General features: G+C 67.3%; 13 protein-coding genes, 1 tRNA gene and 1 pseudogene. 9 read left to right on the forward strand and 6 right to left on the reverse strand.

Translation table 11 applies throughout. The features are described from left to right. Nucleotides 1-214, forward strand: a pseudogene (locus ACAM49_RS09270) (peroxidase); the annotation flags it as partial. Between the two features lie 128 nt (nt 215-342). Here the strand turns inward: ACAM49_RS09270 and ACAM49_RS09275 are convergent. After that, nucleotides 343-415: transfer RNA gene (locus ACAM49_RS09275), tRNA-Trp, on the reverse strand. 123 nt (nt 416-538) lie between these two features. Here ACAM49_RS09275 and polA point away from each other — a divergent pair. Together polA and ACAM49_RS09285 are read left to right on the forward strand one after the other, a co-directional pair. After that, nucleotides 539-3,271, forward strand: coding sequence for a DNA polymerase I (gene polA, locus ACAM49_RS09280; protein WP_369635046.1), 2,733 nt, complete (start codon nt 539-541; stop codon nt 3,269-3,271). A gap of 628 nt (nt 3,272-3,899) precedes the next feature. Then, the gene (locus tag ACAM49_RS09285; protein WP_369635047.1) at nt 3,900-4,331 is read left to right on the forward strand and encodes a 2-keto-3-deoxygluconate kinase; all 432 of its coding nucleotides are present in this window, start codon (nt 3,900-3,902) and stop codon (nt 4,329-4,331) included. Nucleotides 4,332-4,389: 58 nt separating this feature from the next. Here the strand turns inward: ACAM49_RS09285 and trxA are convergent, their stop codons facing one another. After that, nucleotides 4,390-4,755 carry a thioredoxin gene (gene trxA / locus ACAM49_RS09290; RefSeq protein WP_369635048.1) on the reverse strand — a complete coding sequence of 122 codons (366 nt, stop codon included), beginning with the start codon at nt 4,753-4,755 and terminating at the stop codon, nt 4,390-4,392. Between the two features lie 74 nt (nt 4,756-4,829). Then, complete coding sequence (locus tag ACAM49_RS09295) at nt 4,830-5,327, reverse strand: 2'-5' RNA ligase family protein (protein WP_369635049.1); 498 nt, start codon at nt 5,325-5,327, stop codon at nt 4,830-4,832. 119 nt (nt 5,328-5,446) lie between these two features. Here ACAM49_RS09295 and ACAM49_RS09300 point away from each other — a divergent pair, with 119 nt between their 5' ends. The 4 genes from ACAM49_RS09300 (at nt 5,447) to ACAM49_RS09315 (ending at nt 9,396) form a co-directional block, all read left to right on the forward strand. After that, entirely contained in the window at nt 5,447-6,532 is a 1,086-nt protein-coding gene (locus tag ACAM49_RS09300; protein ID WP_369635050.1) for an isocitrate/isopropylmalate dehydrogenase family protein, read from the forward strand. Nucleotides 6,533-6,654: 122 nt separating this feature from the next. Then, the gene (locus tag ACAM49_RS09305; RefSeq protein ID WP_369635051.1) at nt 6,655-7,596 is read left to right on the forward strand and encodes an ABC transporter substrate-binding protein; all 942 of its coding nucleotides are present in this window, start codon (nt 6,655-6,657) and stop codon (nt 7,594-7,596) included. A gap of 6 nt (nt 7,597-7,602) precedes the next feature. After that, nucleotides 7,603-8,553, forward strand: coding sequence for an amino acid ABC transporter permease (locus ACAM49_RS09310; RefSeq protein WP_369635052.1), 951 nt, complete (start codon nt 7,603-7,605; stop codon nt 8,551-8,553). Nucleotides 8,554-8,643: 90 nt separating this feature from the next. Next, entirely contained in the window at nt 8,644-9,396 is a 753-nt protein-coding gene (locus tag ACAM49_RS09315) for an amino acid ABC transporter ATP-binding protein (protein ID WP_369635090.1), read from the forward strand. Between the two features lie 80 nt (nt 9,397-9,476). Here ACAM49_RS09315 and ACAM49_RS09320 read toward each other — a convergent pair whose 3' ends face one another. Both ACAM49_RS09320 and ACAM49_RS09325 read right to left on the reverse strand, forming a co-directional pair. Then, on the reverse strand, nt 9,477-10,316 hold the full coding sequence (locus ACAM49_RS09320) for an alpha/beta fold hydrolase (RefSeq protein ID WP_369635053.1): 840 nt from the start codon (nt 10,314-10,316) through the stop codon (nt 9,477-9,479). Beyond that, entirely contained in the window at nt 10,313-10,738 is a 426-nt protein-coding gene (locus ACAM49_RS09325) for a helix-turn-helix domain-containing protein (RefSeq protein WP_369635054.1), read from the reverse strand. Before ACAM49_RS09325 ends, ACAM49_RS09320 begins: the two co-directional genes overlap by 4 nt. Nucleotides 10,739-10,874: 136 nt before the next feature. Between ACAM49_RS09325 and ACAM49_RS09330 the strand changes: the two genes are divergently transcribed. Beyond that, a complete protein-coding gene (locus ACAM49_RS09330) occupies nt 10,875-11,339 on the forward strand; it encodes a DUF4383 domain-containing protein (RefSeq protein ID WP_369635055.1) in 465 nt (154 codons plus the stop codon). Here the strand turns inward: ACAM49_RS09330 and ACAM49_RS09335 are convergent. Next, nucleotides 11,288-12,244 (reverse strand): LysR family transcriptional regulator, encoded by a 957-nt coding sequence (locus tag ACAM49_RS09335; protein ID WP_369635056.1) that lies wholly within the window; start codon nt 12,242-12,244, stop codon nt 11,288-11,290. The genes ACAM49_RS09330 and ACAM49_RS09335 overlap by 52 nt on opposite strands. Nucleotides 12,245-12,315: 71 nt before the next feature. Here ACAM49_RS09335 and ACAM49_RS09340 point away from each other — a divergent pair, with 71 nt between their 5' ends. After that, entirely contained in the window at nt 12,316-13,677 is a 1,362-nt protein-coding gene (locus tag ACAM49_RS09340; RefSeq protein WP_369635057.1) for an FAD-binding oxidoreductase, read from the forward strand.

Consider the following 13,677-nt stretch of genomic DNA (forward strand, 5'->3'; position numbering starts at 1 on the left):
CGAACACACCCACGGCGGCCACGACAGCCTCGACGCCGGCCTGCTCTTCACCGCCTACATGAACAATCCCGCCGAACAATTCATCAAGGCCCAAACCGCCCTGTCCGCCACCGACCGCCTCAACGCCGTAACCCAGCACACCGGCAGCGCCCTGTTCGCCATCCCACCCGGCGCACGCACCGGCGAGGCCATCGCGGCCAGACTCTTCGACTAGGCGGCAGCAGGCATCGGCCGGTGAAAGTCAGGTTCTCGCCGTTGATCTGGCATGCGGCTGCCTGAAACCGCCTGTGTAAGAAAGCGTTCGGGCCGGTCACCATCCGGTGACCGGCCCGAACCTTCAAGCAGGGGCGACAGGAATCGAACCTGCAACCTGCCGCTTTGGAGACGGCTGCTCTGCCAATTGAGCTACACCCCTTCGACGGGTGATCACGCTACCAGGTAGCTCCGCTGTGATGAAATCGGTTTTGCTGACCTGCGGCGACGGGCCGAGTACGCCCGCTGCCCACGGATGTCGGTGGGGATACCTAGACTCTCTGGCGTGACCCCTGCCTCTACTGATCAGCGTCCTGCCGTGTCCGCGTCCGCGACCGGGGAGCAGCCGACTCTGCTGCTGCTCGATGGGCACTCGTTGGCCTATCGCGCGTTCTTCGCGTTGCCCGCGGAGAACTTCAAGACGCAGAGTGGGCAGACCACGAATGCGGTGTACGGGTTCACGGCGATGTTGATCAACCTGTTGCGGGATGAGAAGCCCACGCATGTGGCGGCGGCGTTCGATGTGAGCCGGAAGACGTTTCGGACCGAGGCTTATCCCGAGTACAAGGCGAATCGGTCGGCTACGCCGGACGAGTTCAAGGGGCAGGTGGAGACGACCCAGGAAGTGCTGGGGGCGCTGGGGATTCCGGTGATGGCCATCGAGGGGTATGAAGCGGACGATTTGATCGCCACGCTCACCACCCAGGCGGTGCCGCAGGGGTTCAAGGTGCTGATCGTCACCGGGGACCGGGACTCGCTGCAGCTGGTCAGCGATGACGTCACCGTGCTGTACCCGAAGAAGGGCGTCTCCGAGCTGACGCGGTTCACCCCGGCGGCGGTGGAGGAGAAGTACGGGCTCACCCCGGCGCAGTATCCGGACTTCGCGGCGCTGCGCGGCGACCCGAGCGACAATCTGCCGGGCATTCCGGGCGTGGGGGAGAAGACCGCGGCCAAGTGGGTGCGCGAGTACGGGGATCTGGCCACGCTGGTGGATCAGGTGGACAAGGTCAAGGGCAAGGTCGGAGACGCGTTGCGCGCCAACCTGTCCAGCGTGGTGCTCAACCGGCAGCTCACCGAGATGGTGAAGACGGTGCCGCTGCCGTACACGCCCGACCAGCTGGCCATGCAGCCCTGGGATCGGGACAAGATCCACCGGCTCTTCGACGAGCTGGAGTTCCGGGTGCTGCGCGACCGGCTGTTCGACACCCTCGCGCCGGTCGAGCCCGAGGCCGAGTCCGGATTCGAGATCAGCGGTAGCGCACTCGCCGCCGGAACCGTCGCGGACTGGCTGGCCGAACACGCCAAAGCCGGTGTGCGGCACGGTGTCTCCGTCGTAGGCAACGGCTCGCCGGTGCACGGCGACACCCAGGCCATCGCGCTGGCCGCCGCCGACGGCGAGGGCGCCTACATCGACGTCCACACCACGACCCCGGAGGACGAGAAGGCGCTCGGCGCCTGGCTCGCCGATCCGGAGATCCCGAAGGCGTTGCACGAGGCCAAGACCGCCATGCACGCGCTGCGCGGGCGCGGCTGGACCCTGGGCGGGCTCACCAGCGACACCGCCCTCGCGGCCTACCTGATCCTCCCGGGCCAGCGCACCTTCAACCTCGAGGACCTGTCGCTGCGCTACCTGAGCCGGGAGCTGCGCGTCGACAACGGCGGCGAGGCCCAGCTGTCCCTGCTCGATGACGAGGAGCAGGTCGACGCCGAGGTCGCCAATGCCCAGATGCTGCGCGCCCGTGCGGTTTCCGACCTCGCCGAGGCCTTCGACTCCGAGCTCGAGCGCATCGAATCCACCGCGCTGCTCGGCGATATGGAACTGCCACTGTTGAGCGTGCTGGCCGATCTGGAGGCCGCGGGCATCGCCGTCGACTCCGGTCAGCTCGAGGAACTACAGCGCGAATTCGCCGACCGCGTCGCCGAGGCCGCGAATGCCGCCTACGAGGTAATCGGCAAGCAGATCAACCTGGGCTCGCCCAAGCAGTTGCAGGTCGTGCTCTTCGACGAGCTCGACATGCCCAAGACCAAGCGCACCAAGACCGGCTACACCACCGATGCCGATGCGCTGGAAGGCCTTTACGAGAAGACCCAGCACCCGTTCCTGCAGCACCTGCTCGAGCACCGCGACGCCACCCGCCTCAAAGTGACCGTCGACGGCCTGCTCAAGTCGGTCGCCGACGACGGCCGCATCCACACCACCTTCAACCAGACGGTGGCGGCCACCGGACGCCTGTCCTCGACCGAGCCGAACCTGCAGAACATCCCGATCCGCACCGATATGGGCCGCCGCATCCGCGACACCTTCGTCGTCGGCCCCGGCTTCGAGTCGCTCATGACGGCGGACTACAGCCAGATCGAAATGCGCATCATGGCCCACCTGTCCAAGGACGAGGGCCTGATCGAGGCCTTCAACTCCGGCGAGGACCTGCACAATTTCGTCGCCTCCAAGGCCTTCGACATCCCGATCTCCGAGGTCGATCCGGAACTGCGCCGCCGCATCAAGGCCATGTCCTACGGCCTGGCCTACGGTCTCTCGGCATACGGCCTGTCCCAGCAATTGAAGATCAGCGCCGACGAGGCCAAGGTCCAGATGGACGTCTACTTCAACCGCTTCGGCGCCATCCGCGACTACCTGCAGACCGCGGTCGAGCAGGCCCGCAAGGTCGGCTACACCGAAACCCTCTTCGGCCGCCGCCGCTACCTGCCGGATCTGGACTCCAGCAACCGTCAGCGCCGCGAGGCCGCCGAGCGCATGGCTCTCAACGCCCCCATCCAGGGCACGGCGGCCGACATCATCAAGGTCGCCATGATCGACACCCAGCAGGCGATCAAGGCGGCCGGATTGAAGTCCCGGATGCTGCTGCAGATCCACGACGAACTCGTCTTCGAGGTCGCCCCGGGCGAGCGCGAGCGACTCGAATCCCTTGCCCGCGAGCACATGTCCAACGCCATCGAGCTCTCGGTGCCGCTGGAAGTCTCCGTCGGTGTCGGGCGCAGCTGGGACTCGGCCGCGCACTGACGCGGGCGATCGGCGATACGGGCGGGACGGCATCCAGGTCGTCCCGCCCGTCGCGTTTCCGGGCCGTGTCGCGCTCCCATCGTGGTGGTTGTCTCGCGCGACATGCGATCGGCGACGCGCCGAACGAGTTGTGCGTGCAGCGAGGCGAATTGGTGATCCGCGTCAAAAACCGTCTGGTCTCGATGTCTTCCTGGCAGCTCCCGCATACCTTTTCGTGGGATTGCCGGATATGCCTCGACCTGGGTGTTTGTCGTGAAGTCGCTCGCTCGTGTGATGGCGTTTGCCGGTATGTCGGCGCGCGTTGCTGTGGCCCCCGTCGCATGCCGCGTGACCTGCGGCTAAGTTACTCGTGGGTCGATTGCGAATATGGTTGCCATTGCGTGGGTGTGCCCTTATGCTCGACCCCGTGCCGAATCCCGCCCACAGCCACAGCGCCGCGCAGATTGTCGCCGACCGCGACCGCGCCGCGCTTATTTCGCTTACCGCGAGTGTGGCTGCTACTGGCGTACTCGTAGTTCTCCGCCGTAGCGGGGTCTGATTCGGACCGGCCCCTCGCTGCGGCCGATGAACTTTTCTTGCTGGTCCCCTCTGTCACTTTCTTCGGAAGAAGTCGGGAAGACCTAGTTCAATGACCATCACTCTTGATACCGCCATGTTCCACGCCGCTGCCCCCGCGAGCCTGCGGGCCGAAAGCACCGGCCTGACCCCCGCCGAGTTCCACGACCGGTACTGCGAGCCCAACGGCCCGGTCAAGCTCAGCGACTGGACCCCGCTCGGCGACCGCGCCGGCACCGCCACCCTCGAGATCGCCGACCACCTGCGCACCGTCACCGCGACGGGCAGCCCGGTGGCGGCGCTGACCTCGGCCCTCTACGACGAGGGTTACCCGGTGGAGATCCTTCAGTTCCACCAGCGCCGCACCGAAGATGGCCTGGCCACCTTCGTGCAGTGCGAGTTCAACGGCCGCCGCGGCTGGGGCGCAGCCCTCGCCGACGACCCCGCCGAGTCTACGATCCGCGCCATGATCGCGGGCATCAACCACCTGGGTTCGCACTTCTGAAACGCGAAGCGCCGCATCTCTTTTCGGGGAGATGCGGCGCTGAGTGCGTGGTGGGTCGTTACTTCGACTCTTGCTCGGCGAGCTGCTTGCGGACCTCGTCCATGTCGAGGGCCTTCACCTGGGTGACCAGATCCTCGAGGGCGGCCGGGGGCAGGGCGCCGGGCTGGGCGAAGACGAGCACGCCCTCGCGGAAGGCCATGATCGTCGGGATGGAACGGATGTTCGCGGCCGCGGCCAGACCCTGCTGATCCTCGGTGTCGACCTTGCCGTGCACCACGTCGGGGTGGGCCTCGGAGGACTTCTCGAAGGTGGGGGCGAAGCTGCGGCACGGGCCGCACCACGATGCCCAGAAGTCGACGAGAACGACGTCGTTGCTGGTGACTACCTCGTCGAAGTTCTGCTCGGTCAGGGTCTGGGTGGCCATGGTTTCCTCTCGTAGCGATGTCCCCGGTAGCAACACCGAGTCCTGTGGTTATCTTCCCTGGGCGACAGTTCGCGCTAGTAACCCGCTGCCACGGGCCATTCGACACGACGGTCACCATCCCACCGCCGGATACCCTCAACCGTAGCCCGGAAATCCTTGTCCCAGGCCACCGCGCCCACCGCCGCGTCGAGTTGACCGGGTCGTAACCGCCGCGCGAGCGTGATGTGCGGAGTCCAGACGTCGGGCCGCACATTGGCGGCGATGCCCGGACAGTCCTCGATCACCCGGAACAGCCTGTGCTGCAACGCGATCAGCGGCGCGGACGGCACCACCGCCCGCACCAGGATGGGCGATCGCGACCCGAACACCAGCAGCCCGCCCAAATGGACCTGGAACGGCCGGAAGTCCTGCTGCCCCAACGCCTTGTCGAGCCGCGGCCAGATCTCCGCGGCCACCGCGACCGTGATGTGCGGCCGATGCTCGGCCCCCGGCGCGTGCAATCCCAGCGCGCGCAGCAGCGCCCATTGCCGCCGCACCGCCTCCTCGGACTCCGCGTCAAGCACCAATTCCACCGATTGCACCATCGTGCCCAAAACATACGCGCTCATCCGAACCCGGGCCCAGGTCTCGAATCGCACGCGCACGTGTGCCGGAGCGCGGCCCCCGATCCGGTTGCGCGAGGATGACTGCCATGAGCGACAGCGAGACTGGAGTACGTCTGGGTCTACTGGAAGGCGACGGCATCGGCCCGGAAATCGTGCGCGCCACCCGGGACGTGGTCGACGACGCCTTCGCCACCACCGGCCTGCCGCCGGTCGACTGGGTGCCGCTGCTGCTGGGCCACGACGCCATCGAGAAGTACGGGAACCCGGTCCCCGAGCAGACCCTCGAGGGCCTGGCCGAGCTCGACGCCTGGATCATGGGCCCGCACGACAGCGCCTCCTACGCGCCCGAACACCGCACCGGCCTGCCGCCCGCGGGCGCGGTCCGCAAACGCTTCGGCCTCTACGCCAATATCCGCCCGGCCCGCACCCTCGAGGGCGTGCGCTCGGTCGCCCCGGCCATGGATCTGCTGATCCTGCGCGAGAACACCGAGGGCCTCTACGCCGACCGCAATATGGCCGCGGGCTCCGGCGAGTTCCAGCCGTCGCGCGAGGTGGCCCTGTCGGTCGGCGTGTTCACCCGCGCGGCGATCGCGCGCGTCGCGCACCTGGGCTTCGAGATCGCCGGTGAGCGCGGCAAGAAGGTCACCATCGTGCACAAGGCCAATGTGCTGCCCATGACCATGGGCATGTTCCGGGACGTCTGCTACGAGGTGGCTGCGGAGTATCCGGACGTCGAGGTGAACGACGAGCACGTGGACGCCGCGGCCGCGCACCTGGTCCGCGCGCCCCAGGATTACGACGTCATCGTCACCGAAAACCTGTTCGGCGACATCCTTTCCGATCTGGCCGGGGAGCTGAGCGGTTCGCTCGGCATGGCGGCCTCGGTGAACTGCTCCGACACCCAGATCATGGCCCAGGCCGTGCACGGCGCCGCGCCCACGCTGGCCGGGCACAATCGCGCCAATCCGGTGGCCCTGTTCAACTCCGCGGCGGGCATGCTGCGCTGGATGGGCCGCACCCAGCGCTACAGCGCGCTGCGCCGCGTCGGCGAGCGCATCGAGCACGCGGTTGCCGATACGTTGCGGGCCGGAGTCGCCACGTCCGATTTGGGTGGGCTAGCATCTACCTCCGAATTCACCGAGCAGGTGCGCGCCCGGCTGCACCGCTGGTGAGCGCGCACTTCCGGGACCGGGCGTGTTCGGCCACGCAATGGCGTGTCGCCGATTAATGTTCGGTTACCGACCGACAAGGACGGTGTCACTCGCCTACATTTCAAACGGCGAGCGACACCCGGATGTCGCGCACTCGAACTCGTGGAGGACTTGTGTCTGTTCGTAACTCTCTCCGTGGGCGTGCCCTGCGGGCCGCCTGCGTACTAGCCGGTGGCGCCCTGGTGTTGACTGCCGCGTGTAGCAACAACTCCGAGTCCAGCGGCCCCGACGTGGCCAAGCTCGACGTGACCAAGGTCGACGCCATCGCCGCCAAGGTGCCCGCCGACATCAAGTCGTCCGGCAAGCTCACCGTCGGCGTGAACGTGCCCTACCAGCCGAACGAGTACCGCGATCCGAGCAGCGGCAAGATCGTCGGCTTCGACGTCGACCTGATGGACGCGGTCGCCAAGGTGATGGGCCTGACCGCCGACTACAAGGAAGCCGACTTCGAGAAGATCATCCCGTCCATCGAGGCCGGGACCTTCAATGTCGGCATGTCCTCCTTCACCGACAACAAGGAGCGCGAGGGCACGGCCGACTTCGTCGACTACTTCTCCGCGGGCAGCCAGTGGGCCCAGCAGAAGGGCAAGGCGGTCGACCCGGACAACGCCTGCGGCAAGCGAGTCGCGGTGCAGCGCACCACCGTTCAGGACACCGACGAGATCCCGGCCAAGTCCGCCAAGTGTGTGGCCGCCGGCAAGCCGGAGATCCAGAAGGTCGCCTACGACGAGCAGTCCGCCGCCGCCAACGCGCTGGTGCAGGGCCAGGTCGACGCCATGTCCGCCGACTCCCCGGTGACCGCGTACGCCATCAAGCAGGCCAGCGACAAGATCGAGGCCGCGGGCAAGATCTTCGACTCCGCGCCCTACGGCTGGCCGGTCAAGAAGAACTCCCCGCTCGCCCCGGTGCTGCAGGAGGCCGTCCAGCACCTGATGGACAACGGCCAGTACAAGAAGATCGCCGAGAACTGGGGTGTCCAGGAGGGCGTGATCACCAAGTCGGTCATCAACGGAGCGACGAGCTAACCCGTTATGTCGCAGGACGAGACCACTTCCGCGGCTTCGGCCGCGAGCGCGGTCGCGAGCACCGAGCCCGAGCCGATCAAAGCGATTCCGCTGCGACGGCCGGGCCGGTGGATCGCCGCCGCGATCATTCTGATCGCCCTGGGCCTGTTCCTGTGGGGCGCCAAGACCAACGACGCGTACCACTGGGACACCTACTTCAAGTACCTCGGTGACAAGCGAATCGCCAAGGGCGCCTTGGTGACCATGGAACTGACCGTGCTCGCCATGGTGATCGGCGTCGTGCTCGGCGTACTGCTGGCCGTCATGCGGCTCTCGCCGAATCCGGTGCTGCGCTCGGTGGCATGGGCCTACCTGTGGATCTTCCGCGGGACGCCGGTCTACGTGCAGCTGGTGTTCTGGGGCCTGTTCCCGTCGCTGTACAAGACCATCACCGTGGGCGTGCCGTTCGGGCCGTCGTTCACGAGTTTCGATGTGCAGCACTGGTCGGCGCCGTTCTTCTTCGCCATGATCGGCCTGGGTCTCAACGAGGCCGCCTACATGGCCGAAATCGTGCGCGCCGGAATCAATTCCGTGGGCGAGGGCCAGCGCGAGGCGTCGGTGGCGCTGGGTATGTCGTGGTCGCAGACCATGACCCGCACGGTGCTGCCGCAGGCCATGCGGGTGATCATCCCGCCGACCGGCAACGAGCTCATCTCCATGCTGAAGACCACCTCGCTGGTGACGGCCATTCCGCTCACCACCGACCTCTACGGCCGGGCCCGCGACATCTACAGCATCAACTTCCAGCCGATCCCGCTGCTGCTGGTGGCCGCCACCTGGTACCTGCTCATCACCAGCGTGCTCATGATCGGCCAGTACTACCTGGAGCGGTACTACGCGCGCGGTTCGACGCGGCAGCTGACCGCAAAGCAGTTGCGCGCCTTGGCCCAAGCGCAGGTCGCGGGCGGAACGGGATAGGTGAACGCTGATATGTCCTCCGACTCGATGTCGTTCTCCGAGGAGAAGGTGCCGCTCGTGAAGGACGCGCTGCCGTCGTCGGACGTGCCGATGGTGCGCGCCGACCGGGTGTGCAAGAACTTCGGCGCGCTGCAGGTGCTCAAGGGCATCACCCTCGAGGTGAAGCGCGGCGAGGTGCTGTGCCTGATCGGCCCGTCGGGCTCCGGCAAGTCCACCTTCCTGCGCTGCATCAACCACCTCGAACAGGTCAATGCCGGACGGCTCTACGTGGACGGCGATCTCGTCGGCTACCAGGAGAAGAAGGGCAAGCTCTACGAGCTGCACCCGCGCGAGGCCGCCAAGCAGCGTCGCGATATCGGCATGGTGTTCCAGCACTTCAACCTGTTCCCGCACCGCACGGCGCTGGAGAACATCATCGAAGCGCCGACCCAGGTCAAGAAGCTCAAGAAGGCCGACGCCGTGGCCCGGGCACGGGAGCTGCTGGCCCGAGTCGGCATGGCGGACAAGGCCGATGCCTATCCGGCCCAGCTGTCGGGCGGTCAGCAGCAGCGCGTGGCCATCGCCCGCGCGCTGGCCATGGACCCCAAGCTGATGCTCTTCGACGAGCCCACCTCGGCCCTCGACCCGGAGCTCGTCGGCGAAGTCCTCGGCGTCATGCGCGAACTCGCGGCCTCGGGCATGACCATGGTCGTGGTCACCCACGAAATGGGCTTCGCCCGCGAGGTCGCCGACCAACTGGTGTTCATGGACGGCGGCGTGGTCGTCGAGGCGGGCAACCCGCGCGAAGTCCTCGCCAACCCCCAACACGACCGCACCAAGGCGTTCCTCTCGCGCATCCTCTAGCCGCGCAACAAGATCAGGGAGCTCGCACTGTCGGAATTCGGACGAATTCCAACCGTGAGAGCTCCCTGATCTTGTTTGCTTTACTTGCGCAGGAACTCGAGGACGGCGTCGGTCTGGGCGAGGATGGCGTGGCCTACGCCGGGTAGGACGCGGGTGGTCGCGTTCGGGATGAGTTTCTCTGCGCGGCTGGCGGTTTCGGCGGACTTGAACATGGCGTCCTCCGCGCCGACGATCACCAGGACCGGCATCTTCAGGCCGCTCAGTTGCGCGTCGGTGAAGATCGGGAGCTTGCCGGTGCGCGGGTTGAAGTGGGTGAAGGTGAGGGTCACGTCGTCGAGGATCTCGCCGTGCTCGGCCAGGTTCAGGCCGGTGACGATGGCGGCGGAGCGGCGCAGATCGTGATTGCTGAACAGGTGGTCGACCAGGTTCTTGAAGATCCAGCCGAAGCGCTGTTTGCCGATGCCGCCGGGGCAGTAGAGGGCCAGCTTGGCGACGCGGTCGGGGCGGCGGATGGCGTAATCCAGTGCGGTCCAACCGCCCAGGGACATGCCGACGAACGCGGCCGAGGAGACGTTCAGGCCCGCGAGGACGTCGTCCATCCACAGGGCGAGCGCATCGGAGTCGAGGGCGGGCCGGGATTCGGCGCTGCCGCCGGGCTCGCCGACCATGTCGACCGCGTAGACGCGGAAATCCCTTGCCCAGGTGGCGATATCGCCGCGCCAGGTGGAGGAGTTGGAGCCGGAGCCGTGCAGCAGGATGACCGGCGGAGCCTCCCGCGGGCCGGAGGCCAGGACGAAGGTTTCGCCCTCGCGGGTCGGGATGTGCAGCTGCTCGGCGGGAACCGGCCACTGCCGCAACGCTTCCCGGTAGTGGTCCTGGATGGCGGCGCGGCCGGCCTCGGACTTGTAGATCGCGTTCACGACGCGAGGACTCCTTCCATGTATTCCAGCAGCCGGGCGGTATCGCCCAGGCCGCCGACGAGAATCACCTTCAGGCGGGCGCGTTCGCGGTCGTAGAAGGTCTGCACGCGCAGTGGCTGCTCGTTCGCGAACCGATTGCCCGCCGTGCCGGTCAGCAGCGAGCTGACCCGGTCGGCCGTGGTCTGATCGACGCCGTCCACCTCGACGATGCTCGAGACCTCCGAATGCCGTTGCCGGGCAGTCGATCCGGATTCCGGCGCGGACAGGCCGGTGAAGGCCTCCAGGTCGGCCCGGTTGATGCGGTACTGCTTGCCGATACGGGTGGCGGGCAGCTTCCCGTCGCGGACGTAGCCGCGGACGGTGCGCACGTGCAGGCCGAGGCGTTCCGCGACTTCTTCGACGGAGTAGAGACGATCGGTCACGAGAAATACCCTAACCTTCCCTATCTGTACGTGCAATAGGGACTGTTAGGGAAGGTTGTGATGGCTCTTACGCCGAGCCGTCAGAACAACTACAGTCGGTAGTAGACATTCGGTCGCACTGTTGGGAGGCAGCGACATGGGAATGACAGCGGTAGCCGAGCACCCGATCTCGTCGGCACGATGGAGTTTTCTGCAGTGGGCGGTCCTCGTGGTCGGGGCCGTGCACATCGTCTGGGCGATCGCGGGCTGGATCGCCGAACCCAGCTTCGCCATGGGCGAGCACGCCCCGGCCACACCGGTATTGGGCATGGACTACAACGGCTGGCACGGGCTCGCGGGCCTGCTGCTCTTCGCGCCCGCGCTGATCGCCGCGCTGCGCAAGCGCTGGGCCGCCTGGTACTGCGTGATCGCCGCTGTCGGAGGCGGATTCGTGATCGGCATCTGGGCGCTGTTCGCGCACAGCGTGCTGATGTTCAGCTTCCCGAATCACCGCAGCGACGCCATCGAGCACATCGTGACCGGTGTGACGCTGTTGATCCTGGTCGGGATTCAGGCCGTCCGCGACGGCTCTCTGCGGGTCGTGTTCGCCGCGCGATCCTGACCCGGGGCCGGATTCTTCCAGCGCGCCAGCGCGATACGGAGCTGGCCCAGCAGGACCTTCGCCGCCGGGCTCAGCGGACGCTCGGTATTCCAGGCCAGCACGAGCCGTCCGCGCAGCTCGGGATCGATCTCCAGGGTGCGCACGCCGAGCCCGGCCGCCTCGTCCGCCGTGATCCGCGGAATGATGGCCACCCCCAGCCCATGCGCCGCCAGGCGGATGAGCAGCGGGGGAGCGGCCGCCTCGAAGGCGACGTCCGGTATGAGACCCGCGTCGGCGCAAGCGTTTTCGAGCAACCCGCGCAGCCCCGCGCCGCGGGGCAGACAGATGAGCGGGTGGGCGCACAACTCCCCGAGGGTGATTCGCTCGCCGAAGCCCTCGGCCCCGGCCGCCACCGCCGCGACAATCGGGCTGTCGTACACGGTTTCGGTGCCGATGCCCGGATCGAGATCGCCGGAGATGCTGAGCACGCCGATATCCAGATCGCCGCGGCGCACGGCCGCGTGCATGGCCACGGAGGTGTCCTCGGTCAGCGAGATGCCGATCTGCGGGTGATCGCGGTGGAAATCGGCCAGCACCTGCGCGATATCGACCTCCTCGAGCGCCGCGCCCGCGATCAGCCCGACCCGCACGTGCCCGCGCAGCAGGCCGGTGAATTCGTCCACGGTGTGGGTGATCCGCTCGACCTGTTCCAGGGCGGCCCGGGCCATCGGCAGCACCGCCTCGCCGACCGGGGTGAGGGTCACCGAGCGGCTGGTGCGATCCAGAAGCGGTTGTCCCAGTTCGCGTTCCAGCTGCCGGATCTGCGCGCTCAACCCCGGCTGCGCCAGGTGCAGGCGGGCGGCCGCGCGGGTGAAGTTGGCTTCCTCGGCGACCGTGACGAAGTACCGCAGCTGACGCAGTTCCATAACTGATGATTCTAGCTCCGAGAAAAACTATCTGTTGGAGTTCTCGATCTGATCCGAGCAGAGTTGGGGACATGACGAAGACAGCGATCACCGAACTCCCCACCACCACCGGCCCCGTCTTCCAGCCGGGTGACACCGGCTACGACGCCGAGATCGCCGGATTCCAGACCGCCTACACCCACCGGCCCGCCGTGGTCGTCGGCGCGGCCCATGCCGAGGATGTCCGGGCCGCCGTGGAATACGCGGCGCGGCACGGACTTCCGATCGCCGTGCAGGCCACGGGGCACGGCCTGTCGGTCGCCACCGACGGCGGCGTGCTCATCACCACCCGCCGCCTGACCGACGTCAAGGTCGACGCCGAACAGCGCACCGCCCGGATCGGTGCGGGCGTGCAGGCCGGAGCCCTGATCGAGGCGGCCGCCGCGCACGGCCTCGCGCCGCTGAACGGCTCCTCGCTCTCGGTCGGCGTGGTCGGCTACATCCTGGGCGGCGGCATGGGCATCCTGGCCCGCGAATACGGTTATGCCGCAGAGTATGTGAAGGCCATCGAGATGGTCACCGCGGACGGCCGCCTGCGCCGCCTGACGCCGGGCGACGAACTGTTCGGCGCGGTGCTGGGCACCGGCGGCAACTTCGGCGTCGTCACCGCGCTGGAACTCGAATTGCTGCCGATCACCCACGTTTACGGCGGTCAGCTGCAGTTCGACACCCCGCTGGTGGCCCCGGCGCTGGAGGCGTGGCGGCTGTGGACCCAGGACGTGCCCGAGCAGATGACCTCGGCCATCACCATGCTGACCATCCCCAATATCCCGCAGGTCCCGGAACACCTGCGCGGCAAGTACACCGCGACCATCAATATCGCGTTCACCGGTACCGAGGAGGAAGGTGAGCGGCTGGTCGCGCCGCTGCGGGCGGTCGGCGCCCGGATGGCCGACGACCTGCGGGTCATGCCGTACACCGACAGCCACGCCATCTACCGCGATCCCGACAGCCCGCACCCGTACACCGCCACCAACGCGCTGCTGTCGGAACTGCCCGCCGACGCCACCGACGCCTTCCTTGAGGCGACCGGACCGGAGTCGCCGCTGCCGGTCGTCGCCGGATTCCGTCACCTCGGCGGTGCGCTGGGTCGCCGGGGACCGAACGGGATCGCCATGGATCACCGCGACGCCGAGTACGTGGCCCGCGTGATCGCCATGCCCGGCCCGGATGCCGAAGCCATCCGCGACGGACTGGCGAACATCCGAAAGACCCTGCAGCCGTGGGAGATCGGGCACAACCTGAACTTCCTCTACGGCGGCGGCGATCAGGCCGATGAGGAGCAGACCAAGGGCGGATACAGCCCGGAGACCTACGAGCGGCTGGCTTCGCTGAAGGCGAAGTACGACCCCACCAATCTGTTCCGCAACAACCGCAATATCCGACCCAACTAG

Origin of the sequence: Nocardia sp. JMUB6875 (assembly GCF_041154655.1) — a bacterium.
In the GTDB taxonomy this organism is placed as follows: Bacteria; Actinomycetota; Actinomycetes; order Mycobacteriales; family Mycobacteriaceae; genus Nocardia.